This window comes from Streptomyces sp. NPDC001027 (assembly GCF_040299045.1).
Lineage (GTDB): Bacteria > Actinomycetota > Actinomycetes > Streptomycetales > Streptomycetaceae > Streptomyces.
In genome coordinates this window covers 13,704-36,999 of sequence record NZ_JBEPBI010000006.1, presented here as the reverse complement: position 1 = coordinate 36,999, position 23,296 = coordinate 13,704, and the positions used below count along the sequence as shown (strand labels likewise).

The 23,296-nt window shown below is 70.2% G+C and carries 22 protein-coding genes; 6 read left to right on the top strand and 16 right to left on the bottom strand.

Annotation, left to right across the window (positions count from 1 at the left end):
• Positions 1-25: 25 nt before the first annotated feature.
• Together ABT300_RS03870 and ABT300_RS03865 are read right to left on the bottom strand one after the other, a co-directional pair.
• Positions 26-724, bottom strand: coding sequence for an SDR family oxidoreductase (locus ABT300_RS03870; RefSeq protein ID WP_351671691.1), 699 nt, complete (start codon positions 722-724; stop codon positions 26-28).
• A gap of 18 nt (positions 725-742) precedes the next feature.
• The gene (locus tag ABT300_RS03865) at positions 743-1,282 is read right to left on the bottom strand and encodes an LOG family protein (RefSeq protein WP_351671688.1); all 540 of its coding nucleotides are present in this window, start codon (positions 1,280-1,282) and stop codon (positions 743-745) included.
• Between the two features lie 50 nt (positions 1,283-1,332).
• Here ABT300_RS03865 and ABT300_RS03860 point away from each other — a divergent pair, with 50 nt between their 5' ends.
• Positions 1,333-1,656: a DUF427 domain-containing protein gene (locus ABT300_RS03860; RefSeq protein WP_351671686.1), complete on the top strand. Its 324-nt coding sequence runs from the start codon at positions 1,333-1,335 to the stop codon at positions 1,654-1,656.
• Between the two features lie 37 nt (positions 1,657-1,693).
• A complete protein-coding gene (locus tag ABT300_RS03855; RefSeq protein WP_351671684.1) occupies positions 1,694-2,476 on the top strand; it encodes an alpha/beta fold hydrolase in 783 nt (260 codons plus the stop codon).
• 184 nt (positions 2,477-2,660) lie between these two features.
• Here ABT300_RS03855 and ABT300_RS03850 read toward each other — a convergent pair whose 3' ends face one another.
• The 5 genes from ABT300_RS03850 to ABT300_RS03830 all read right to left on the bottom strand — a co-directional run bounded on the left by ABT300_RS03850 (position 2,661) and on the right by ABT300_RS03830 (position 9,515).
• Positions 2,661-3,230: a hypothetical protein gene (locus ABT300_RS03850; RefSeq protein WP_351671682.1), complete on the bottom strand. Its 570-nt coding sequence runs from the start codon at positions 3,228-3,230 to the stop codon at positions 2,661-2,663.
• 369 nt (positions 3,231-3,599) lie between these two features.
• Positions 3,600-4,358, bottom strand: coding sequence for a M48 family metallopeptidase (locus ABT300_RS03845; protein WP_351671680.1), 759 nt, complete (start codon positions 4,356-4,358; stop codon positions 3,600-3,602).
• A gap of 62 nt (positions 4,359-4,420) precedes the next feature.
• Positions 4,421-8,095, bottom strand: coding sequence for a type I restriction endonuclease subunit R (locus ABT300_RS03840; protein ID WP_351671678.1), 3,675 nt, complete (start codon positions 8,093-8,095; stop codon positions 4,421-4,423).
• A gap of 155 nt (positions 8,096-8,250) precedes the next feature.
• Positions 8,251-8,817, bottom strand: a complete 567-nt coding sequence (locus ABT300_RS03835) for a Uma2 family endonuclease (RefSeq protein ID WP_351671676.1) — start codon at positions 8,815-8,817, stop codon at positions 8,251-8,253.
• Between the two features lie 146 nt (positions 8,818-8,963).
• Entirely contained in the window at positions 8,964-9,515 is a 552-nt protein-coding gene (locus ABT300_RS03830) for an ATP-binding protein (RefSeq protein ID WP_351671673.1), read from the bottom strand.
• Between the two features lie 300 nt (positions 9,516-9,815).
• Here ABT300_RS03830 and ABT300_RS03825 point away from each other — a divergent pair, with 300 nt between their 5' ends.
• Together ABT300_RS03825 and ABT300_RS03820 are read left to right on the top strand one after the other, a co-directional pair.
• On the top strand, positions 9,816-10,670 hold the full coding sequence (locus ABT300_RS03825) for a helix-turn-helix domain-containing protein (protein ID WP_351671670.1): 855 nt from the start codon (positions 9,816-9,818) through the stop codon (positions 10,668-10,670).
• 3 nt (positions 10,671-10,673) lie between these two features.
• Positions 10,674-10,877: a DUF397 domain-containing protein gene (locus tag ABT300_RS03820; RefSeq protein ID WP_319593542.1), complete on the top strand. Its 204-nt coding sequence runs from the start codon at positions 10,674-10,676 to the stop codon at positions 10,875-10,877.
• On the opposite strand, the gene ABT300_RS03815 is transcribed toward ABT300_RS03820, so the two are convergent.
• The 5 genes from ABT300_RS03815 to mnmA all read right to left on the bottom strand — a co-directional run bounded on the left by ABT300_RS03815 (position 10,846) and on the right by mnmA (position 18,137).
• Entirely contained in the window at positions 10,846-12,048 is a 1,203-nt protein-coding gene (locus ABT300_RS03815) for a restriction endonuclease subunit S (protein ID WP_351671666.1), read from the bottom strand. The two genes, ABT300_RS03820 and ABT300_RS03815, sit on opposite strands and share 32 nt — an antisense overlap.
• Positions 12,049-12,070: 22 nt before the next feature.
• Complete coding sequence (locus ABT300_RS03810) at positions 12,071-14,677, bottom strand: type I restriction-modification system subunit M (protein WP_351671663.1); 2,607 nt, start codon at positions 14,675-14,677, stop codon at positions 12,071-12,073.
• 120 nt (positions 14,678-14,797) lie between these two features.
• A complete protein-coding gene (locus ABT300_RS03805) occupies positions 14,798-15,565 on the bottom strand; it encodes an RloB family protein (RefSeq protein ID WP_351671660.1) in 768 nt (255 codons plus the stop codon).
• Between the two features lie 22 nt (positions 15,566-15,587).
• Complete coding sequence (locus tag ABT300_RS03800) at positions 15,588-16,886, bottom strand: AAA family ATPase (RefSeq protein WP_351671658.1); 1,299 nt, start codon at positions 16,884-16,886, stop codon at positions 15,588-15,590.
• Positions 16,887-17,006: 120 nt separating this feature from the next.
• Positions 17,007-18,137 (bottom strand): tRNA 2-thiouridine(34) synthase MnmA, encoded by a 1,131-nt coding sequence (gene mnmA / locus ABT300_RS03795; RefSeq protein ID WP_351671655.1) that lies wholly within the window; start codon positions 18,135-18,137, stop codon positions 17,007-17,009.
• Between the two features lie 107 nt (positions 18,138-18,244).
• Between mnmA and ABT300_RS03790 the strand changes: the two genes are divergently transcribed.
• A complete protein-coding gene (locus tag ABT300_RS03790) occupies positions 18,245-18,916 on the top strand; it encodes an N-acetylmuramoyl-L-alanine amidase (protein WP_351671652.1) in 672 nt (223 codons plus the stop codon).
• A 168-nt stretch (positions 18,917-19,084) separates the two neighbouring features.
• Here ABT300_RS03790 and ABT300_RS03785 read toward each other — a convergent pair whose 3' ends face one another.
• The 3 genes from ABT300_RS03785 to ABT300_RS03775 form a co-directional block, all read right to left on the bottom strand.
• Entirely contained in the window at positions 19,085-20,248 is a 1,164-nt protein-coding gene (locus tag ABT300_RS03785; protein WP_351671649.1) for a cysteine desulfurase family protein, read from the bottom strand.
• Between the two features lie 60 nt (positions 20,249-20,308).
• Positions 20,309-20,575, bottom strand: a complete 267-nt coding sequence (locus tag ABT300_RS03780; protein ID WP_266725844.1) for a DUF4190 domain-containing protein — start codon at positions 20,573-20,575, stop codon at positions 20,309-20,311.
• A 105-nt stretch (positions 20,576-20,680) separates the two neighbouring features.
• Positions 20,681-20,845 carry a hypothetical protein gene (locus tag ABT300_RS03775; protein ID WP_319277535.1) on the bottom strand — a complete coding sequence of 55 codons (165 nt, stop codon included), beginning with the start codon at positions 20,843-20,845 and terminating at the stop codon, positions 20,681-20,683.
• A gap of 142 nt (positions 20,846-20,987) precedes the next feature.
• Between ABT300_RS03775 and ABT300_RS03770 the strand changes: the two genes are divergently transcribed.
• Positions 20,988-21,614 carry a TetR family transcriptional regulator gene (locus ABT300_RS03770; protein WP_319277538.1) on the top strand — a complete coding sequence of 209 codons (627 nt, stop codon included), beginning with the start codon at positions 20,988-20,990 and terminating at the stop codon, positions 21,612-21,614.
• Between the two features lie 722 nt (positions 21,615-22,336).
• Here ABT300_RS03770 and ABT300_RS03765 read toward each other — a convergent pair.
• On the bottom strand, positions 22,337-23,218 hold the full coding sequence (locus ABT300_RS03765; RefSeq protein ID WP_351671644.1) for a thioesterase family protein: 882 nt from the start codon (positions 23,216-23,218) through the stop codon (positions 22,337-22,339).
• Positions 23,219-23,296 lie beyond the last annotated feature (78 nt).

The following is a 23,296-nucleotide window of genomic DNA, read 5'->3' as shown; positions in this document are numbered from 1 at the left end:
GAAGCGTACGTAGCGCGACCGACCGTCAGCGCCCCGGCCGTACCGTCAGGTCGTTGATCTCGGCGTCCCTCGGGAGGTCGAGCGCCGTCAGGATCGTCGTGGCCACCGACTCGGGGTCGATCCACTCGGCGGGGTCGTACTCCTTGCCCTCCTGCCGGTGCACCTTGGCCTGCATGGGGCTGGCCGTCCGTCCGGGGTAGACGGAGGTGACGCGGACGCCGTTGCCGTGCTCTTCGGCGCGCAGCGAGTCGGCGAGGGCCTTCAGGCCGTGCTTGGAGGCGGCGTAGGCGGACCAGTCGGGGCTCGCCCGCAGACCGGCGCCGGAGTTCACGAACAGCACCTGGCCGCGCGCGGTGCGCAGTTGGGGCAGGAAGTGCCGGGTCAGTTCCGCGGGGGCGATCAGGTTGACGTTGAGCTGGTGCCGCCAGGACTTCGGGGTGAGGTCGCCGACCGGGCCGAGGTCGACCACTCCGGCGATGTGCAGGAGGGAGTCCACCTGCTCCGGGAGGCTCTGGTGGGAGAAGGCCCAGCTCAGCCTGTCGGGGTCGGCGAGGTCGCCGACGAGCGTCCGTGCGCCGGGGAAGCCGGCCGCGAGTTCCTTCGCCCGGCCGGCGTCGCGCGCGTGCAGCACGAGTTCGTCCCCGCGCGCGTGCAGACGACGGGCGACGGCGGCGCCGATGCCGGAGCCCGCTCCGGTGATCACATGGGTAGCCATGCCCGCCATGCTCGCATCATCGCCGGGTCACCCGATGCCCCGGCTCTCCTCGAGGTAGGCGAGGGCGCCCACCGGCTCCTCCGCGAAGAACACCAGGTCGGTGAGGGGCAGGGGCAGCAAGCCCTCGGACTCCATCCGTCGGAACTGCTCTTTGAGGCCGTCGTAGAAGCCCGCGGTGTTGAGCAGCACGACCGGCTTGTCGGTGTGGCCGTGCTTCTTCAGCTCCAGTATCTCGGTGGCCTCGTCCAGGGTGCCGGTCCCGCCGACCATGATCACCACGGCGTCCGACTTCGCCAGGAGCAGCCGCTTCCGCTCGGCCAGGTCCTTCGCGATCACCATCTCGTCGGCTCCCGGCCGCGCCGACGCGGCGAGGAAGTCCACGGATACCCCGCACAGCCGGCCGCCGGCCGACTGCACGCCGTCGGCGACGACCTTCATCAGGCCGACGTCCGAGCCGCCCCACACGAGGGTGTGCCCGCCCTTGCCGAGCAGTTCCGCGAACTCGCGCGCGGGGCGGGTGTAGCGGTCGTCGAGGTCGGCCGCGGAGAGGAAGACGCAGATACGCATGCCGCCACCGTACGCGGGAAGAACCGCGGGCCTCCGAGTGCTGTGGTGGCATGACCCGAGGACACACGATCACCGTCGAGCTGAGCGACCGGCACGTCAGGGCGGTCCACGACGGCCATGTGCTGGCCGAGACCGACCGGGCGCTCGTCCTGCGCGAGACCGGCTGTCCGGCGCGCTACTACATCCCCGCCGAGGACGTCCGGCTCGACCTGCTGACCCCCTCCGAGACGCACACCTACTGCCCCTTCAAGGGAACGGCGTCCTACTGGTCGCTGCCGGGCGCGCCCGACCTCGTCTGGGCCTATCCGGATCCGAAGCCGGACGTGGCGCCGATCAAGAACCACCTCTGCTTCTACGAAGCCGAGGTGTCGTGACCGATTAGTCGCGTGCTGTGGGGCAGTCTGCTGAAGCATGGACAAGAAGACCACTTCACGCGACGGCACCTCCCTCGCGTACGGACGCACCGGCGCGGGTCCCGCGGTGATCCTGGTGAGCGGGGCGATGTCGACGGGGGCCACGGTGGCGCCGTTCGCCGTGCCCCTCGCCGACCGCTTCACCGTCGTCTCCTACGACCGCAGGGGTCGGGGCGAGAGCGGCGACACCGCGCCCTACGACGTCGCCCGTGAGGTAGAGGACCTGGCCGCGCTCATCGAGGCGGTGGGCGGCGAGGCGTGCCTGTACGGGCACTCCTCGGGCGGCGCCCTGGTCCTGGAGGCGGCGGCGAGCGGACTGCCGCTGCGCGGCGTCGCCGTGTACGAGGTGCCGTACGCCGTCTACGAGGGCGGTGCGAAGGAGCGGGCCAAGTACACCGACGGTCTCACCGAGGCGCTGGAGCACGGTCGGCGCGGGGACGCGGTGGAGCTGTTCCTGCGGCTGACGGGCCTGGCCGAGGAGATGATCCAGGGCGCCCGCCAGTCGCCGATGTGGGCCGGGATGGAGTCGCTCGCCCCGAGCCTGGCTTACGACGACGCGGTGATGGGCGACGGACTGGTGCCCCGGGACCGGCTGGCCTCGATCACCGTGCCCGTCCTGTCCCTCGGCGGCGGCGCGAGCCCCGACTGGATGCGCGAGGCCGCCCGCACAGTGGCCGAGTCGGTGCCGCAGGGCACGTACCAGGTGCTGGAAGGCCAGTCGCACATGGTGGACCCCCAGGCGCTCGCGCCGGCGCTGACGGAGTTCTTCTCGTCCCTCTAGGCGATGGCCCCGCTGTCCGACGGTCCCGCCAGATGGCGGCCGTCACGCGCGTGGTCCGGCGGACGGAGGAGAGTATGCGTACGCTCCGTGATCCGGCCCGGGCTTCGAACAGGTGAAACCCCAGGTCGGTACCGACCTGGGGACAGCTTTCGTGCTTTGGCACAAGGGGGTCGACCCCTGCCTCTCACCGAAGCGAAGCGCTGATTTCCCCGTCGGGGGTGAGCACGACGAACATGCCGTTGCCGTTCATGCCGGCGTCCCGCTGGTTCGCCTCCAGCGTGGCGTAGACGGCACCCCGGTAGACGATCTGTGCGCGGTAGTGGTGCGGGCCCACCTTCGTGATCTTGGCCGTCGAGCCGTCGGGGAGCTTGAAGGAGCCGGGCCCGCTGTGGCCGCCTCCGAACCAGGAGTGCACCTCCCCGTCAGCGGTAAGCACGACGAACATGTTGTTGGCGTTCACGCCGGCGTCCCGCTGGTTCGCCTCCAGCCTGGCGTAGACAGCACCCCGGTAGACGATCTCGATGCGGAAGTGATGGGCCCCGAGCTTGTAGATCTTGCCCGTGCTGCCGTCCACCAGCTTCACGGTGCGCCAGGGCGACGCCGTCGTGGATGTGGCCGTCGCCGTGACACCGGCCCGGTGCGCGGCCGGTGTCGCGGCGAGGGCGGTTGCGGCGGGCGCCAGCAGAGCGGCCGTCAGAACCGTGCCGGTCAGGGCGCGGACGACTGCGCGGCGGGGCGCCTTCCATGTCGACATGCGGGTCTCCTTAGGTGAAGAGTCAAGGGGATGTGAGCCGCAGATCGCCTGTCTCCTCGTGTGCGGGGCCATGAGGATCGACGTCTTGCCTGATCGAACTTATTGATCGTTTTCAGCGGATTCGGCCATTCCCTGTCACAGCGGTGCAACAGGACCGTCGGACCGTCATGGCCTTGGTCGCGATCCTCGCCGACCCCACCAGGCGCGTGCCCTCGTACGGCACGATCGCGCCTGGCCGGGGGCGTCGCCGCGAACCGGCTCGGCGAACGTCGCCTTCAGGAAGCCGTCGAGGTTCGCGGGGGTCGTCCTCGTCGACGATCGTTTGCGCGCGGCCTTCCGTCCGGACCGCCGTGCGAAGCCGGGCGTCGGCTACGGCTGGTGCGTCGGCGAGGAGACGGCTCCGCGCCACAGTCGCGGCTCCTCCTGAGCGAACTGCCGTTCGCGCACGTCCACGTCGGGGAGCGCGAGCCGGACGGCCCGTCGGAAAGCCGATCCGTGGCCGGGGTGCCTGAGGTGGCACAGCTCGTGGATCAGGACGAGGTCCACCAGGGCGACCGGCAGTTGCATCACCGCCCAGTGCACGGTGATCGCGCCGTGCGGAGAACAGGCGCCCCAACGACGGCCGAGGTCTCGCACCTCGACGCCTGCCGGATCACGCACTCCGGCCAGTGTTGCCAGCGGCTGCAGCCGGGCAGCGAGCCAGCGCTCCCCGCAGCTGCTGTACCACTGCACAAGGGGCCTCGCGTCAGCGGCGGCCGACCGCGATCTGGGCAGCTCCAGCCATCCCAGTCTCAGTCGTACGTGACTGCTGCCCCCGTCGGGAGTGAGCTTGAGCCGGTACCGGCGGCCCAGGTAGGCGAAGCTCTCGCCGCCGATCAGGTCCCTGGCCGGTTCGGCCGCTTGCAGGTCCTGACGGCGGCGGACCTCGGCGGCGAGACGCGGCATCCGGCCGCGCACCGCGTCGGCGATCTCTTTCGGATCCGCGCCTGCGGGAATCGCGAAGAGCACCCGGCCGTCCTCGGCGATCTCGATGCCGAGGGTGCGGCGTCGTGGCCGCACGACGACATCCCACCGCCACCCCCTGGGCACGGGGAGATCGGCGATGGCCTGTTCGACGACGGTGGTCACCCGCTCTTCCTACCACTCGGCGACGACATCACCCTGCCCGGCAGCCGTCAGCGGTCACCGAGTCAGGTGCCCCCGCTGTCCCCCTCGTCCGTCTCGTCGCGCGGCTGGTATCCGAGGAAGTACTCGTATCTCTCGACGGCCAGCTCTGTCAGATGGCTCGCGAGGTCGCCGATGTCGTCCCAGTCCATGTCGAGCCAGATCTCCAGCTGCTGGCAGAGTTCGCTGCGCATGCGATTGCGGGCAGGGCCCTGTGTGCGTATCTGCGGACGCCGGACGAGCACCGACATCTCCCTGGTGAGGCCGCGGGCGGCCCGGATCAGATCGGTGCCCGGCGGCCAGGGGTCCCGCCCGGCTTCTTCCGCGTGCTGCTGGAGCAGCCCGAGGACCAGCCGCTCGGTGCGGGAGTCGAGACCGTCGCCGCTCTCCGGCTCGCGCTCTGCCGCGGCCACGTCCCCGACCAGACGCGCCAGGTCGGCTGCGGCCTGTTCGAAGTCGTCCCGCATCCGCGCGATGATCTCTTCGAGTCGGACGCTGAACCGCTGGTAGCCGGCCCGGTCGCCGCCGATCTTCGCGCTGATGCGCAGCTTCAGCGAGCCCGTCATGTACGAGCATCGCGCCCGGGGGTCGGCGTTCGCGTCGACCCGTTCCATGAACTCCGGGTCGGTGAGTTCGACGGGTGGGATCCGCTGCCGGATCCCGGTGGTCTCGATGTGCTGGGAGATGAGCCGGCGCACCTTTGCCCCGTAGCGGCGCGGGCTGAACTGTTCGCGACCGTCGAGGTAGCGGCGTCTGGCCATGTACTGCAGCGTGCCCAACTGGCCTGCCAAATCGCGGTACTTCAGCGCCTCGGGGTCCGGCAGGACCGCGTTGAGCGCGGTCAGGAAGTCGCGGACGCGTTCGTCGAACTCGCCGCGCAGCAGCGGGTCGTCGAGGCGTTGGCCGAGGAATTCCTCCCACTGCGACTCGTCGCCGGGGTCGGTGACGTTCTGCCCGGCCAGGAAGCGGGTGGCCTTCGCTCCGAGGTCTTTCAGGAGGGCCTTGGCGGCGGCGTCGGATCGCAGCAGCAGTCCGTCCCGATCGGGGCTGCGGCCGTCGGGCTGTGGCCCCTGGTAGTCCGGCTGGAGGTGGTCCACCGACACGTTCGGGTAGCCCAGCACATGCCGCAGATGCTCCTGGTCGTAGGAGGCGAGCGAGCGGGCCAGTTCGGGGCCGATGCCCACGTAGTCGACGACCTGGCCCCACTTCTTGGCCGGGTAGGGCCGGTTGGTGCGGGCCACGGCCTGCAGCAGTCCCGCGCCGGACAGCTTGCAGTCCAGGTAGAGGACCTGCTCGACGGGGGCGTCGAAGCCGGTGAGCAGCATCGACTGCACGACCAGGAAGGCCATGGTCTCCGGTGGCGCGCCGCCCTGCGTGTCCGGCGGCGCGGGGGGTCCGCTGTCGGCGGGCAGGTCGAGGTCGACGTTCCATACCTGGCCGCCGCTCGCCGGGGTGCCGATGCCGGAGGGCTGCAGCCCGTGCGTCCTGACGTTCCATGCCGGGTCGGCCGTGACGTCGCGCGGCGGCAGCCCCTTCTTGAAGCGTTCGATGTGCGCGTCCTGGTGGCTCTTGGTGATCCACGGCTGCCATGCCTTCGGGTCGCTGCTGCCTTGCCTGGCCGGGGAGACGACGACGGCCGCGTCGAGGGTTCTCAGTACCTCGCGGTCCGGCAGGAGCATGAGGAGCGCCCGCTCCTCGTCGTCGGCTTCGAGTGCGGCCATGGGGTCGGCGATCAGGGCCGGGTCGAGCGCGTCGAGGCGGGCGACGAGCCGGTCACGGGCGGCTAGCAGCGCGGTGCGGTAGCGGACGGCGGCGAGGCGGGAGACGGTGGCGATCTGCGCCCCGAAGCGGTCGGGCAACGCGTTGCGGGCCCAGTGGTCGAGCATGTGCTCGGCCTTGGCCTCGATCACCGACGGCGCTTCCAGGACCTCCTTGCGGCGGCCGAACCTGCGCAGCACCTCGGCCCGCAGCTTCGGATCGGACGGCACCTTCTCGTCGAACCGGGCGTCGAGGGCTGCCTGCTCGATGACCTCGAGCGGTACGGCGTACGCCTCGTAGCGGACGGGCACGACGGACCGGTCGAGTTCGGCGTCGCGCAGGGTGTAAGTGTCGGCGTACGGGCCGAAGATCTCCTCGCTGCGTCTGCGGTTGAGGTCGATCACCGGAGTGCCGGTGAAGCCGACGAACGCGGCGCGCGGGAGCATGGCCCGCCAGCGGGCGTGCTGCCACTTGTCCTGGCCCCGGTGGGCCTCGTCGACGAGGACGACGACGTGGTGGTGCGGGTTGGCCACCCGGTTCTGCACGTACCCGTCGCCGTCGGCGCCGCCCTCGGCGCCGTCATCGTCGTCGGCGGGGGCGGTGTCGGGCAGGGACTCCTCCCGGCCGTCGTACGCGGTGTCGTCGCGCTGCGCCTTCTGCAGGGTGACGAGGACGACGTCCCCGACGTCCACCTCCAGGTATTTTCTGGCCCGCTTGACGCTCGGCGCGCGATGCACCTTCTCCTCGGTGGCGGCGAGGCTTGCCCGGATCTGCTTCTCGAGGTCGATGCGGTCGGTGACCACGACCACCTTGTGCGACTTCAGAGCGGGACGGCTGCGCAGGTGCCGGACCAGGAACGCCATGGTCAGGCTCTTGCCGGAGCCCTGGGTGTGCCAGACGACACCGCCCCGGTGACCGACGGCCACGCCGGCCGCCGCCTTCCGGCCCCGCTCCTCCAGCTTCCGGGTGAGCGCCTTCACCGCTTTGAACTGCTGGTGGCGGCCGACCAGTTTGACCGTACGGTGACCGCTGCCGAGCCGGGTGGTGAAGTCCCGTACCAGGTCGAGCAGGTGGGAAGGGCGCAGCATCCCGGCAACGAGGATCTCCTGGTCGGCGAGGGCGGCCGACCCAGGCTTGTGCACCTCCTCGCGTACGCGGTCCTCACTCACGGGCGCGACCGTGCGCCAGGGGGCGAAGTGCCGGGGTTCGGCGGTGACCGTGCCGGTCTCGGCGTGGTCGCGGTCGGTGGCGACCAGGACCTGCGCGAAGCGGACGAACTCAGGTACGGCGGCCGGGGAGTTGACGCCCGCGTATCGCAGCACCTGGTCCACGGCGTCGTCCAAGGCGGCCCGCACGTCTCCCTGAGGGCCGGACACCACGGGCGCCTTGCACTCGATCACCACCCACGGCAGCCCGTTCACGAACAGCACGAGGTCGGGCGTGACGGGAGCGGCGTCCCTCCGCTCGACCCGGAACTGCGAGACGACGAGCAGGTCGTTGCCGCCGCCGGGAGTGTCCGGGCGCTCCCCGAACTCGCCGTCCCAGTCGACGAGTCGTACGTGTTCGGGGTCGCCCTTCGTCCAGCCCGGCAGGGTGCGGGCGTTGAGGCCCTTGCGGAGGAGGTCCGTCACCTCCAGGTTCCCGGCGACACCGTGCTCCCTCGGTCCCTGCCCCGGCGCGGTGCCCTGGACCAGGGCGAGGAGGCGGTCGAGCTGCGCGTCGCTCAGCCAGGGTTCTCCGTCCGACGGCCTCGGGTTGATCCTGGCCACGGCGGCCTTGAACCGGTCCGCGTACACGACAATCTCGAAGCTCGTACGGTCCGAGGCGCGCGACGCGGTGGCGGGTCCGGCGGCGGGTCCGCCCCGGAGATGGGTCCAGCCCATCGCCTTCAGCTGCTCGATCAGCGGCCGCTCGGTCCTGACGTACTCCGGCTGCTCCGCCACGCCTGTCCTCCCCGGCCACCGGCCTCGATCCCCGCCCCCCGGCAGGCAGGACAGGTGATCGAAACTCTATCGGCGGCCGGTGAGCGTGGCGCGTGGTGCGCGCGGATCAGGCGGCGAGCACAGGGGAAGGTGGCCGGAAATCACCTGCTCCTTGCTCAGAGGCTCGTGGTGTCCAGGACGATCCCGAAGGGCTCGGGCAGGGTGACCGGGGTGCCGAAGGGGTGGGGGCCGTCGGCCTTGGTGTAGCCGAGTCCGCCCGGCTCGGAGAACAGGGTGAGTTCGCGGTTCTGCCGGTCGACCAGGAGGTACAGCGGAGCACCGTACTCGGCGTAGCGCTTGCGCTTGGTGACACGGTCCGTGTCCCCGTTGGACTTCGAGGTGACCTCGACCGCCAGAAGCGTCAGGTCCGGGGTGACGATGATGTTGTCGTCCTGCGCGAGTTCCTCGGGGACGACGGCGATGTCCGGGACGTACCAGTTGGGCGAGCCGGGGAGGTCGATGTCCCCGGAACCCTCGACACAGCCGAGCTCGTCGACCCGGTCCTCGATCTGACGGCGAATGACCCGTGTGGCGCGTTCGTGGTCCCAGGTCGGCGGCACGGGTTGGATGATCCCCTCGATGATCTGTACGCGACTGCCGGCCATGTACCTGATGGCGTGCTTCAGGGCCCGCTCGTGATCGATGTCCGCGTACCTGTCGTTGGGCTGCGGGTGAGTGCTCATGGCGTCGTCGCCTCCTCTCGCGGAACGGCGTGACCGGTGTACCACGGACGCGGTGACTCCTGAACCGGGACGCCGGCGTGTTCCCCGTAAGGGTGATGAACACTGCCGGCGCCGGTTGCGGGGCGGTACGGCACCGGGTGTACGGGTCAGGCCGCGAGCACCGGGGGCGGTGGCCGGAAATCACCGCCGAGGGCGAGCTCGAACCAGATGGTCTTGCCGCCCGGCCCTCCGTTCGGCCCGTCGACGTACCCGCAGCCGCCCCACCGGTCGGCGAGACTCTCGATGATGGGCAGCCCCCGACCGCAGAGAGCGAGAGCGGCGGGGTCGGGCATCGCCACGCCGGGCGCGAACGGAGGCAGATCCGGACTCGCGTCCCAGACGCTGACACGCAGCGCGGGGCACAGCCAGTGCATGCGGACGATGACCGGGCCCTTGGTGTGCCGCACCGAGTTGGTGGCGAGCTCGCAGGTCAACAGCTCGGCCCGGTCGGCGAGTTCACCGATTCCGTGGGCGTGGAGCACGGCACGGAGGGTGCCCCGAACGATCCGGGGGCCGCGTGGGTCGCAGGGGAAGTGGATCTCGTACACCCAGGGGGCGGTGAACGGGATCGGGGAGGGGTGGTCGCCGTAGCTGACGTCGTAACTGACGGGGCGGGTCGGCTCGTTGCCGGGTGCGGTGCTCGGGTCGTTACTGCTCACGAGGGTGTACCTCCGTGGTGCGGAACGGGATTGCGGTTCGGTCCTGCGAAACGGGTTCACGCTGTGACGCCGGTCGCGAACTGCCGGACGGCGGTGGCAATGCCGGGACCCTGCCTTCCGGAGGGCAGGGGGGCCGGTGCGCTTCCGCTGGGCGGCGGGAACTCCAACGGCACGATTAACAAGGTACTGCAAGATCACATAACGTTGCTACGCGATTACACAGAAGAGTTAACCTTTGGATTCCGGTGGACCGTGAGCCATCGACTCGGCACACTGTGCGCGAGCACATGGAGAGGCCTTATGTCACCTCGGCAGACCCCGACCATCCTTCAACGCAGGTTCGGTACCGAGCTGCGACGGCTCCGCGAGGCGGCAGGTATGTCCGCGCCCACAGCCGCCGGACTGCTCGGCACGGACCGCACGGTCATCTCGAACGTCGAGGCCGGCCGCTTCGGCATCAGCGAGGAACGCCTGCGCCGCCTCGCGAGCATCTACGAGTGCGACGACGCCGACCTCATCAACGCCTTGGCGGACCTGACCGGCAGTCGCAAGACCGGCTGGTGGGAGGAGTACCGGGGCAAGATCCCGCCTGGTTTCCTCGACGTCTCCGCGCTGGAGGATTACGCCGTCGGCTTGCGCACGGTGCAGATTGCGCACCTGCCCGGCCTGTTCCATACCGAGGAACACGCTCGCGCCATCTTCGAGCTGTTCTTCCCTCCACTCGCCCGCCTGGAGATCGAGCTGCGCGTGGCACACCGCCTGGCGCGCCAACGTGTAGTGACCGGTGACGCGCCCATCTCCTACTCGGGTGTCATCCACGAAGCGGCCCTGCGCATGCAACTCGGCGGTCGCGATGTGGCCAGGGCCCAGCTCCAGCACCTGCTGGAGTCCAGCGAACGCCACAACGTCACGCTTCGCGTGGTCCCCTTCGAAGCAGGTGGCTTCCCCCTGCTCGGGGACTCCTCCGTCCTGTACGCCCAAGCACCCAATCCCCACCTGGACACGGTCCATATGGACTCCCCCGCAGAGCCCGTGTTCATCGACTCACCAACCCAACTGGCGAACTTCCGGACCCGGCTGGACATGGCGGAGAAGGTGGCGTTGACTCCCACCAAGTCCAGGGACTTCGTCCGCAAGATCGCAAGAGAACTGTAAGAGGTGTCTCACGTGCCCGGCCCGCAGTGGTTGAAGTCGTCATACTCCGACTCCGGTGGCAACAACTGCGTTGAGGTCGCCTCGGTACGAACAGGCGTTGCCGTGCGGGACAGCAAACGCCCGGCGAACGTGATCGTCACGGGCCGGGCGTCATTCGGTGCGCTGATCGAAAGCCTCAGGTCCGGTTCACTCGGGACCGGCCGCTGAGCAGGTCTTCGATCACGCCTTGCTGGATCGTGCGGAGCTTGGCGATCTGCCCGTGCAGAGAATCAACTGCGCGGATTCCTGTACGCCAGGTCTCCACGACCTTCCGCTGCTCCTCAATGGGCACCACCGGGAACGGGACATCCGCCAGCAGTTTGGAGTTGATCGTGTAGAGCCCGGAACTCGTAGCGCACCGGCTGATCCAGTAGGAGCGAACAGCCTCCGAGTTCAGCCACAACATCGCGAACTCCGGTACGACCTCGTCACGGTCGAACCTGAGCCGGAAGAGGTGGTTCTGGTAGAGCAACCCCTCTTCGGCAGGACCAACCAGCGCAGCACGACCGATTTGCTCCGGATTTGCATGTCCTTCGACGACCAGGACGTCACCGGCCTCCAGTTCGTACCTGGGACGGTCGTTACTGGTCGACTCCAGGGAAGCGACGTCGGAGGTGTCGATCCATCCCATCCGCACATTGGCCACACGCAGGTAACCAGTGGTCCGCTTCTGGGGTGCGCGATGCGCCCCCAGCGTGATGCCGGGATCACAGGAGATCATCATCGTCTCCAGGGTCGTACCTGAGCTGTCCTGACTCCGAAGTAGTGCAGACACTGCGGCCGAGAGCAGGGTGCTCCGCTTTTGCGCGACTCGTTCGAGGTCCCCGATCCGCCGCTCGAACGCCTCGTGCGCGGCGACGATGTCGCGTTGTTCGGGCAGAGGCAGGTGTGGAATCTCCAGCGCTCGAACGTCGGCTTGCGAAATGTTGTTCTGGCCTGTTCCACCGTTCAGCAGGTTTCCGATCTGTCTCCGGACGCCCGAAGTTCCGAGCAGGATTGCCAGATAGACAGGGTCAACCGCCGCCAGGTCAGGAACGAGTCGCAGCACCTTGTCGGACAGCATGAGCCTAGGACGAGTCACAGCGACGTAGCACGAAACGCCCACCAGAGAACGCGCACCATTGGCCCGTGCGAGCAAGACGTCGCCTTTCTTGACCTCCAGCTCCGGGCGTGGAACGTACCCCACCGGCAGGCGCTTAGCCTCGCCGCCCATGAACCGGCCCGACGTCACCGCGCTTACCTTTATGACACCCCATTCATCGACGTCAGGCTGCTCCGCGTCGCATGCAGGACTCCACCCAGACTCGATGCTGGTCAACACCGACCACAAACGGGTCAAACCATCACCTCTACTCCGGATTTCAGCGCCCATACCCCAACACCCCCAACCACTCCGCAAGCCCCGTCGCCGCGTCCCCGCTCTCGCCCTCCAGGTCCGTCAGCGACACCTCATACTTCTCGGCCCAGCGCCGGAACGAGGCGATGATCTCGCGGCGGCCCGTAGCCATCGCAGCGTCCAGGCGGTCGGACAGATCACGGCGGAGGACCGCCAGGACGACGCTCTCCGGTCCGCCCTCCTCGGCCTGCTTCAGGTCCGCCGCCGCCTTCAGGTCCGACAGGAAGCTGTCGTCCAGTTCCTTGCGCTTCTTGCGCGCCGCCGTCAGGGCCTTCTTGGCCGCCGTGAACGCCTTGTCCAGCGCGGCGAGTTGAACCAGGTCCACCGACTCCGCCGGTTCAGCGGACTCGGACTCGTCGTCCATGTCCGTACCCGCGTCCGCCACCGCCGACCTCGCCTCCGCCGCCGTCTTCGCCGCGGCCTCCGCCTCCGCGAGAGCCTTGTCGGCCGCCTTGACCAGCTCCAGGAACTCCGGGATCAACTCCCGTACCACCGGCTGGTCGAGGGCCCGGCGGCGCTCCGCCGGGGAGACCGTCGAGCGCTTCGCGTCCTCCGCGCCACCCGGGACCGCCGGGTCGACGATCGCCTCGACGGAGTCGACCCAGCCCACAAGGACCCGCTCGAAGCCGCCCGCCGCGAGTGCCTTCATGTCGTAGCGGTTCTCCGTCCACCACGCGGCGATGATGCCGGCGGTGGTGAACTCGTCGAGAACTCCGGCTCCACCGACCGCGGCCGTGAACCCGTCGAGGAGCCCGCTGCGGAGGTCCATCAGCTTCCGGTCCGCCGCGAGCTGTGCGAAGAGGCCAGAGCTCTTCGACCACCACTCGTCGTACGTCTCGCGCAGCTCCGACTCCCGCTCGTATGTCAGCCGGGGAATGCGGGCGGCCGTCGCCTCCGCGCCCTCTGGCAGGAAGTCGTAGTACCCGCGTGAGTCATCACCCGTGTCACCGTCCCGGCGCGCGAACAGCGAGCCGGCGTCGACTCCGTACGCCTTGAACAGTCCCTCCTTGGCGGCGACTTCGGCGACCGGCACGCCGCCGTACAGATGCGCCCGTACGTCCTGCGGCTCCGCGGGCGGTGAGTTGTCCACCCAGCGGCGGATGTTGAAGTTCGCCTCGGGGACGCCCTTCGCGTCGGGGGCGAGGAGTTCGTCGCGGTGGACCTCGCGCGAGTAGCCGTCGATGAGACGCCATTCGCGGAAGACCGTGACGATCTTCTCGATGTGCTCGGGGCCGAGTTCGTTCTGGTTGCGGCCGGGCGTGAAGTCCCGGTCGGCGTTGATGAAGAGGACCTTCTCCAGGCGCTTCGAGTCGGTCTTCCCGTGCGGGGGCCGCAGGATCAGGATGCAGGCCGGGACGCCCGCGCCGTAGAACAGGTTCGGGCCGAGGCCGATGACGGCCTCCACGCAGTCCGCGCGGAGCATCCCGACGCGGATGTCGCGTTCCTTGCCGCCCCGGAACAGCACCCCGTACGGCATGACGACGGCCGCCCGTCCGCCGTCCTCCTCCAGGACGGACACCATGTGCTGGACGAACATCAGGTCGGCCTTCTTGCCGCTCCCGGGCGTCCAGCCCCAGTGCATCCGCTTGCCGTGGTCCTCGTCGGCCTTGGCTACGGCGTCCTCGTCGTACGGGAGCGAGAACGGAGGGTTGGACAGGATCGCCGAGAACTTGCGCAGCCGCCCGTTCTCGTCGAGGTGGAGCGGTTCGGCGAGCGTGTCGCCGTGCTGGAGGTCGAAGGTGTGGATGCCGTGCAGGACCATGTTCATGCTGGCCATGGACCAGGACGGGCCGTTCTTGTCCTGCCCGTTGACCGACAGTTCCTCCGGATTGCCGCCGTGTTCCTCGACGTGCTCGCGGGCCGCGATCAGCATGCCGCCGGAACCCGCGCACGGGTCGTACACCGACTCCCCGGGCTGTGGGTCGACCAGGCGCACCATCATCCGCACCACCGACCGCGGCGTGTAGAACTCGCCGCCGCGCTGGCCGGCCGAGTCCGCGAACCGGCCGAGAAGGTACTCGTAGGCCGCGCCCAGCATGTCGGGGAACTCGAAGTCCTCGTTGCGCAGCCGGTAAAGGCTGAAGTGCCGGATCAGTGAACGGAGTTCGGGATCGGTGAAGCGCGGCTTGGTACCGACCACCTCGTTGAAGCTGATGTGCGAGGCGATGCCCGCGAGCAGGTCGTTGCCCTCCTGCAGCGCCACCAAAGCCTCGTCGAGGCCCTGGCCGACCTTCTCGGTCAGGGCCATGATGCCGGGCGCCGGGCTCTGCGGCGTCTCCGGGTCGTGGTGCGGTCCACGCCACCAGCGCGCTCGCGGCGGCACGTAGAAGACCCGGGGATAGGCAGCCGGGTTGTTCGCCTTGGCCAACGCCTTCGCCTCGTCGCCTCCGGTCTGCGCGAGGCGCTCCTCGTACACCCGCTTCCACTCCGGCTCGAACTCGTCCGAGGCCCGCTTCAGGAAGAGCATCCCGAAGATGAAGTCGCGGTACTCGGAGGCGTCCATCCGGCCGCGCAGGATGTCGGCGGCCGAGAAGAGATGGCGTTCGAGCTCGGGCAGGGTGATTCTGGCCACGCGCTGATCCTTCGTACGGGAATGGAGGTGCTACGGAAGGTTAGACGGCCCGCCGGTGCGGGAGGTAACCCGCGCGGAAACGGTCATCCGCCGCTGTACACCGAGGGGCGCGGCCGTCGCTCACACCTTCACGATGCCGAGACTGACCAGGAGCCGCCACACGTCGGTGGACGGGTCGCGGCTCAGGACCTCGCAGTTCTTGGCGTGCCCTGAGCGGGCGGCCCGTTCCTTCTTCGAGCGACCGTACTTCGGCACCTCGAACGTGGCGTTGGCCGGCTTGCACGAACCGTGCTCGCACTGACCGATCAGGGCCCGCGCGTGCTGCACCGCCGCCTTCTCCTTGTCCTTCAGCGCCTTGGTGCGGGCATCACTCAGCCCCTTGTCGGGCTTGTCGAACCGCTTGTACGCGGGGTCGGCCCTGCGCAGCTTCTCCAGGACGTGAGTGTTCTTCGCCGCGCCCTGTGCCCCGCCGAACGGCTGGAAATGCAGCAGCAGCCACAGCTCGAAGGAGGGGTGGGAGAAGCAGACCTCGGTGTCGGACGCCGCTGCGGCCTCGAAGGCCTCGTGGATGTCATGGTGGCTGTCGCGGTCGAAGAGCACCCAGGTCTCGTCCTCCCCCTGGGCGGCCTCGACGACCGCCTTGACGGTACGGGACGGAATCAGGCCGTCGGTCTTGCGGACCGGTTTGATGGTGAAGGGGGGCCGGCCCGTCTCACTGTCCCCGCTCCCGAACTGCTTGTTGAGGTACCGCAGGTAGTCGTACTCGGTCACCTCGCCCTCGCACCCCACGTACAGCACCCGCTCGCGGCGTGAGTACTGCGAAGGAGGCGCCTGCGGCGGCGTCAGCGTGCTCGCCGCGTCCTTCTTCGACCTGCGCCTGCTGCTCATGCTGCGTGCCCACCCCGTTCACTCACGCCGTCGCTGCCGCCTTCTCCTCCAGCCAGGACACCTCGCGGGCGATCTCGCCCGGGGTCACCCGGGGCACCCCTCCGTACCGGCCGCGCAGATAGCCCCGCTCCAGGTCCTCACCCGCCTCAGGGTGGGCGGCGACCAGCGGATACAGCTCACTCGCGCCGGACTTCGTCTTCGCGGTGAGCCACACCTGATCACGGCCGAGCGGACGGTCGAGCACGGCGTTGCCGAGCAGCGTGGCGTCATGGGTGGTGAAGATCAGCTGGGCGCCCTTGGCATTGGCCTTACGGTCCTGGAAGAGACGGACGACCTCGGCGGCCAGCGTCGGGTGGAGACTGGAGTCGAGCTCGTCGACCAGCAGCGTCGTCCCGGTGTCGAGGACGGTGAGCATCGGGCCGAGGAAAGCGAACCACGCGTGCGTACCGAAGCTTTCCTCGGTGAGGAAGTCCAGGGCCACCGCTTCCGTCCCTTCCGTCCGGTGCCGAAGGGAGACCGCGCCGGTGTCCGGGTCGAGGTCGAAGCCGCTGACACCCAGGTCCGCGGCGGCCAGGAGCTGGACGAGTCGTTCGCGGTAGCCGGTGTTGTCGTGGACTTCGGTGAGGCGGCGCTTGGTCCAGTCGGTGCGGTGGCTGATGTCCTCACCCGGGGTCATCAGCCAGAGGTTGTTCAGGAACCAGCGGTGCAGGGCGGACAGTTGAGGGTCGTTGAGGGTGGCCGCGGTGGAGAGGAAGAGGGCGTTCGGCCGGGTGAGCGCTACCAGGTCGTCGCGGCGGCCGGTGAAGGCCGGACTCTCGAAGAGGAACTCGTGGCCGTCCTCCGCCGGGCGGTCCGCCTCCCTGTCGAACCAGACCTGCCGGATGCCGCCCGGGTAGGCGTGCAGCCATTCGGCCTCGACCCGGTCGTCGGAGAGTTCGAAGCCGTACGTGTAGCGGACGGGGGTGCGCGCGCCGAGGACCAGGTCGACCTCGAAGAGGGTGGTCTCCTCGGCGCTGGCGGCGTCCAGCTTGAAGGGCTGCCGGTGAGGCACCCCGGGATACTTGGCCCAGTCCGCGAAGGAGGTGCGGACCGCCTCCCGCATGGCGTGGAACGCGCTGAGCAGGTTGCTCTTGCCGGAGGCGTTCGCACCGAAGATCCCGGCCACGGGCAGCACCGGCACGTGCCCGCCGCCGTCCTGAGCGATCCCGCTGTCACGCGCGACGCTGTCGGAAGCGTCAGCACTGCCTGCTGCTGCGACCAGTGTCAGCTCGGCCTCGTCCCGGATCGAGCGGTGATTCGCCACTCGAAAGCGCAGGAGCACCGTCCACCTCCCGAAGGGGCGGGTAGCTCCCGCCGCCGGCTCACCCTGGTGCGGACCTTCCGCGACAGCCAGCCTATGCCGGGCGGTAGGACCATGCCAGCTCCTTCAAGCCCTCGATGATCAGGCCGTGGCAGTTTCCCGGCGAGTCGTCGTCGCGATCGTCGCCGAACCCACCACGCGTGTGCCGTCGTACAGCACGATCGCCTGACCGGGCGCCACGCCCCGGACCGGCTCGGTGAACGTGACCTGAAGGCGGTCGTCGACGAGTTCGGCGGCCACCTCGGTCTCGCCGCCGTGGGCGCGCAGCTGGGCCGTGTACACGCCGGGGCCGGTGGGGGCGGCGCCGCACCAGCGGGGCTTGATCGCGGTCAGCGCGCCGACGTCGAGGGAGGCGGCGGGACCGACCGTCACGGTGTTGTTCACCGGGGAGATGTCGAGGACGTAGCGGGGCTTGCCGTCGGCGGCGGGGGTGCCGATGCGCAGGCCCTTGCGCTGGCCGACGGTGAAGCCGTACGCGCCCTCGTGAGTGCCGATCTTCGTGCCGGACTCGTCGACGATGTCGCCCTCCGCCCGGCCGAGCCGCTTCGCGAGGAAGCCCTGGGTGTCGCCGTCGGCGATGAAGCAGATGTCGTGGGAGTCGGGCTTCTTGGCGACGGCGAGGCCCCGCCGCTCCGCCTCCGCGCGGATCTCGTCCTTGGTCGTCACCGTGTCGCCGAGGGGGAAGAGCGCGTGGGCGAGCTGCCGGTCGTCCAGCACGCCGAGCACGTACGACTGGTCCTTCGCCATGTCGGAGGCGCGGTGCAGTTCGCGCGTGCCGTCCTCGCGGACCAGCACCTTCGCGTAGTGGCCGGTGCACACCGCGTCGAAGCCGAGCGCGAGCGCCTTGTCGAGCAGCGCGGCGAACTTGATCTTCTCGTTGCAGCGCAGGCACGGGTTGGGGGTGCGGCCGGCCTCGTACTCGGCGACGAAGTCGTCGACGACGTCCTCGCGGAAGCGGTCGGCGAGGTCCCAGACGTAGAACGGGATGCCGATGACGTCGGCGGCGCGACGGGCGTCACGCGAATCCTCGATGGTGCAGCAGCCCCGCGCGCCGGTGCGGAACGACTGCGGGTTCGCGGAGAGCGCGAGGTGGACGCCGGTCACGTCGTGGCCGGCTTCGGCCGCGCGGGCGGCGGCGACGGCGGAGTCGACCCCGCCGGACATGGCGGCGAGTACGCGAAGGGGGCGGGGGCGCTGCGAGGTCTCAGTCATAACCCTTTCAGGGTACGGGTCGCCGGGAACCCGGACCCGCGAGTATCCGTTGACGATCTCGAGGGACCGGCCCTGTCCGACGGACCGGGCCCGAGGAAGGACGGGTCATGGGGGCGACACGAGGTGACTCCGACCGGCGGATCGGGCGGCGCGCGCTGCTGATCGGCGGCGCGGCGGCGGCCGTCGGCGTCGGCGTTCTGGCGCGTGAGGAGCTGACGCGGCTGTACTGGCGGCTGCCCGGCGTGCGCAAACAGCGGGTGGAGGGCGCGGTCGACTTCGGGGGCGCGCGCTGGACGCCGGCCTCCGAGGCGAACTTCCGCTGGGCGGACCGGCCGGACGACTACGGGATCGACATGGTCGTCATCCATGTCACGCAGGGAGATCTGGGGAGCGCGGTCAAGGCGTTCGAGGACCCGGGGCACCGGGCGGCGGCGCACTACATCGTCGCCAAGGACGGCCGCGTCACGCAGATGGTCCGCGAGCTGGACGTGGCGTACCACGCGGGCAACCGCTCCTACAACGAGCGCAGTGTGGGCATCGAGCACGAGGGGTTCGTCGACCGGCCGCAGGACTTCACGGACGTGATGTACGCCGCGTCGGCCCGGCTGACCGCCGCGGTCTGCCGCCGCTACGACATACCCGTGGACCGGGAGCACATCATCGGGCACGTGGAGGTGCCGGGCACGGACCACACCGATCCGGGCAAGCACTGGGACTGGGAGCGGTACCTGCGGCTCGTCGCCGCGGCGCAGACGGCCGACGACCGGCGCCGGACCTGACCGGGCCGCTCACCCTTGCAGCCGTGAACGGCGGACCGGCATCGCGCGGCCGCGGCGGACGCGGCGAAACTCGGCGACGCCGAGGGCGGCAGGGCCGCGGGGAGCAGGACGGCCGGACCCGAGGGGGCGTAGGGCGGCAGGGCCGCGAGGGGGCTCAGTCGCCGGGGGTCATGTGAGCCCCGCCGCACGGGCCCGCTCGACCGCGGGGCCGATGGCCTTGGCCACCGCTTCGACATCGGCCTCGGTGGAGGTGTGGCCGAGGGAGAAGCGCAGGGTGCCGCGCGCCAGGTCGGGGTCGACGCCGGTGGCCAGCAGCACATGGCTGGGCTGGGCGACCCCGGCGGTGCAGGCGGAGCCGGTGGAGCACTCGATGCCCTGGGCGTCCAGCAGCAGCAGCAGCGAGTCGCCCTCGCAGCCGGGAAAGGTGAAGTGCGCGTTGGCCGGCAGCCGGTCCACGGGGTCGCCGCCGAGGATCGCGTCCGGGACAGCCGTGCGCACGGCGTCGATCAGTGCGTCGCGCAGCGCGCCGACCTCACGGGCGAACCACTCGCGCCGCTCGGCGGCGAGGCGTCCGGCGACCGCGAAGGAGGCGATCGCGGGGACGTCGAGGGTGCCGGAGCGGACATGGCGTTCCTGCCCGCCGCCGTGCAGGACGGGGACGGGGGTGTGCTCGCGGCCCAACAGCAGGGCGCCGATCCCGTACGGGCCGCCGATCTTGTGACCGGAGACCGTCATGGCGGCGAGCCCGGAGGCGGCGAAGTCGACGGGGACCTGGCCGAAGGCCTGCACCGCGTCGGCATGCAGCGGGACGTCGAACTCGGCTGCCGCGTCGGCCAGTTCACGGACCGGCAGGATCGTGCCGATCTCGTTGTTCGCCCACATCACGGTGGCCAGGGCGACGTCCTCGGGATTGCGTGCGATCGCGTCGCGAAGGGCGTCGGGGTGGACCCGTCCCTCGGCGTCGACCGGCAGATACTCGACGGTGGCGCCCTCGTGCTCGCCGAGCCAGTGCACGGCGTCGAGCACGGCGTGGTGCTCCACGGGGCTCGCCAGGACACGGGTGCGGGCCGGGTCGGCGTCACGGCGGGACCAGTACAGGCCTTTGACCGCGAGGTTGTCGGCCTCGGTGCCGCCGGAGGTGAGGACGACCTCGCTGGGGCGGGCGCCGAGCGCTTCCGCGAGGGTCTCACGGGCTTCCTCGACCGTGCGGCGGGCCTGCCGGCCTGCTGCGTGGAGGGAGGAGGCGTTACCGGTGATGCTCAGGTGCGCGGTGAGCGCCTCGACCGCCTCGGGGAGCATCGGCGTGGTCGCGGCGTGGTCGAGGTATGCCATGGTGGCCCGATTCTACGGGGACCGGGTGGCGCCTCTCGCTCGCAGGTGCGGCCCTCGCGGTCAGAAGCTCCAGGAGACCGTCGAGTCCGCCTGCATGAACGCGACCAGGACGAGCAGATCGGCGACGCCCAGGGCGAGGCCGAGGTAGGCGCGGCCGCGGCGGGCGGTGCCGCGCCAGAGGGCTGCCGCCGCGAGGATCACGGCGATCGGGCCGAGGAAGACGTTGAGGACGAGCAGGCCCAGCAGGCCCAGGATGAAGGACGCGACGGCCATGCCGTCGGCGTCCCGGACGCCGGTGCGACGTGTGGCCGGTGCGGTGAGGTGCATGGTCGGTCAGCTCCTGTGGATCAGTCGATCAGCGGGTCGGCGAGTCGGTGAGCGGCGAGCCGGTGCGTCGGCGGGCGGCGTCCCGGATGCCGGTGGGTCGGTGGGTCAGTGCGCCGAGGTGCGCCGACGGCCGTGGCGCTCGCGGAGCGCGAAGACGCCGAGCCAGGCGGCGATCACCACGCCGGCGACGAGCGTGAAGGCGAACGGCGCGTGGGCGACGGTGCCCAGGACGACGCCGAACAGCAGCAGTGCGGCGACGAGGAACAGCATGGGACGAACCCCCTTCGAGGCGGCGTGGCGCCGCGTTCGTGACGTTTCGGTGAACAGTTGTGGTTACACTTGTTCACTGACTCCAGAGTCTAGCGCGCCTCCCGGCTTTCCAATTACGGAGAACAGTTGTTAACTGGATGACATGAGTCACACCCTCGGCATCCGGCAGGCACAGAAGCAGAAGACCCGGCAGTCGCTCCTGGACGCGGCCCTGCTGCTGCTCGAGGAGCAGAGCCTGAGCAGCCTGGGCCTGCGTGAGGTCACCCGGGCCGTCGGGGTGGCCCCGACGGCCTTCTACCGGCACTTCCGCTCCACGGCGGATCTCGGCGTGGCGCTGGTCGAGGAGGCGCTGGGCAGTCTGCACCCGATGATCCGCACCACCGTGACCACGGCCGACACCAGCGCCGAACGCATCACGCGCGCTGTGGAGTTGATAGCCGGTCATGTGACCGCGTACCCCGCTCACGTCCGTTTCATCGCGCGGGAGCGACACGGCGGGGTGCAGCCGGTGAGGGAGGCGATCCGGGAGCAACTGGGCCGGTTCGCCGAGGAGGTGAAGGCCGAGCTGGCCAAGGACTCCGAGGCCGAGGGCTGGAGCGACGACGACCTGCTGATGCTCTCGCATCTCTACGTCGACCAGATGCTCATCACTGCCTCGCTGTTCCTCGAGTCCCTGGAGGCCTCACCGGAGGAGCGCGAACGGGTCGCCAGGATGGCGACCCGTCAGATGCGGCTCATCAGCATCGGCCGTCATCACTGGCTGGACTGAGCGCCGGCGGCGACGCACAGGGGCGGCGCTCCCGTTCCCGGGTGCGCCGCCCTGATGTGCCGTGCCGACGGTCAGCTCTGCTGCCGAGCCCGCTGGGCCCGCCGGGTCCAGTGGATCCGCCGGATCTACTGGGGCTGCTGGGCCTGCGGGGCCTGACCGCCGCCCGGGCCGCCGCAGCCGCCGCCGGGACCGCCCTGACCCCCGCCGCCCGGGGCGCCGCTCGGCGCGCCGGAAGGGACGCCGGTCGGCATGCCGGTCGGGGCCCCCGTCGGCCGCCCCGACGCCGCGCCGGCCGGCGCACCCGACGGAGCCCCGCTCGGCGCCCCGCTCGGAGCCCCGCTCGGCATCGCGGAGGCGGCACCGGACGGCGCCCGACAGGACTGCTGCCCCGAAGTGCCGCTTTCGGAGGTGGAGGAGTCACCCGAGCCGCAGGCTGCCAGAGCGAGGGGCGAGAGCGCCAGCAGCGCCACCGCGGGGACGAGACGGACGGGTATCGGCGCACGCTTCATCGAGACAGCTCCAAGCGGTTGAGGGAACCTGAGGCGGGCACTCAACCAACGGCGCCTGGGGCTTTCTTGGGGCTCCACTGTCCGCCGCCTGTGAGGCGGGCAAAGCGCCCCCCAAGAGAAGCCCTCGACCTGGGAGTCGACCGACGGGGCCGCCCGCTTGCCGACGAGGCTCTGGTACAGCTCCGTGACACGGGCGGCCGCCTGGGGCGCCGCTCAGCCGAGCCTGGCCCTCGCCAGCTGCCGCGACTGGGCGACCAGCCGGTCCGCGCTGTCCCAGACCTCGGCGTCCTCCTCGAGGAAGCCGCCCGCGAGGTTGCGGGTGACGATGGAGACGCGCAGCGGTCCGGGAGCCGGACGGCAGCGGACGTGGACGGTCAGCTCCACCGTGGGGACCCAGCCGCGCAGACCGATCTCGAAGGCGGTCGGCGGCAGGGCGTCCACCGCCAGCAGCAGGGAGAGCGGGTCGGGGTCGCGGCCGTCCTTCAGGCCGAACCAGGCCCGCATCTCGCCCTTGCCGGACGGCTGCCCGAGCGCCCAGCCGAGGGTCGACGGGTCGAGCTTGAGCATCAGCCGCTCCGTGATGGCGGAGCTGCCGTCCACCGGGGCCGGTCCGTCCTCGGGGCCGAAGCACTGCTCGGGGGGCGGGATCGCCGGGGGCTTCGCCGTGGTGCGGACGTCGTCCGGGAGCGCGTCCAGGTCGCCGTAGGAGGCGAGGACGCGGATCCGCTCGACCTCGGCGCCGCTCTCGTCGTACTGGAAGAGCGAGGCCTGGCCGGTCGACAGGGTGCGGCCGGAGCGGACGACCTCCGTGCGGACGGTCGCGGGGCCGGGCTGCGACGCGGTGAGGTAGTGGGCCGAGATCGTGAACGGATCGCCGTGCGGCAGGGCGTCCGCGAGGGCCCGGCCGAGGACGGCGAGGAGATAGCCGCCGTTGACGGCGCTGATGATCGTCCAGCCGGCCGACAGGTCGATGTCGTAGACACCGGGCGCCCGTCGGGTGAGCGCGGTGTCCCGGTCGAACTCGCTGTCGCCGATCGAGGCCGTGACGGGGTCGACGGAGGCCCGCTCGGCCGCCGCGGTAGCTGCTTCTGGCATGCCTGAACGGTACAGTAAGTGATTACTAAGCGGTAGCTTTGTGTGGGGCGGAGGGTGAAGACAGGACATGAGACGGCA